The organism is Paracoccus sp. S4493, from assembly GCF_000967735.1.
In the GTDB taxonomy this organism is placed as follows: Bacteria; Pseudomonadota; Alphaproteobacteria; order Rhodobacterales; family Rhodobacteraceae; genus Paracoccus; species Paracoccus marcusii.
Map to the genome: position 1 here is coordinate 1 of NZ_JXYF01000500.1, position 232 is coordinate 232.

Here is a 232-nt window from a genome sequence, read left to right on the forward strand (position 1 = left end):
CCATGTCCGCCACCGGGCCGTCATGCGCGATGCGACCATCCGCCAACAGCGCGACACGGTCGCCGATGATCCGGCAGCTGGCCATGTCATGCGTGATGGTGATCGCGGTGGCCCCTGTTTCGGTCACGATGCCGCGGATCAGCGCATCGATGGCCCGCGCGCGGATCGGGTCCAACCCGGTAGTCGGTTCGTCGAAGAAGATCACCGCCGGGTCGTCGGCGATGGCGCGGGC

The 232-nt window shown here is 68.5% G+C and carries 1 pseudogene; it reads right to left on the reverse strand.

Annotated features, from left to right (window positions below):
- Window positions 1-232, reverse strand: a pseudogene (locus tag TW83_RS21595) (ABC transporter ATP-binding protein); the annotation flags it as partial.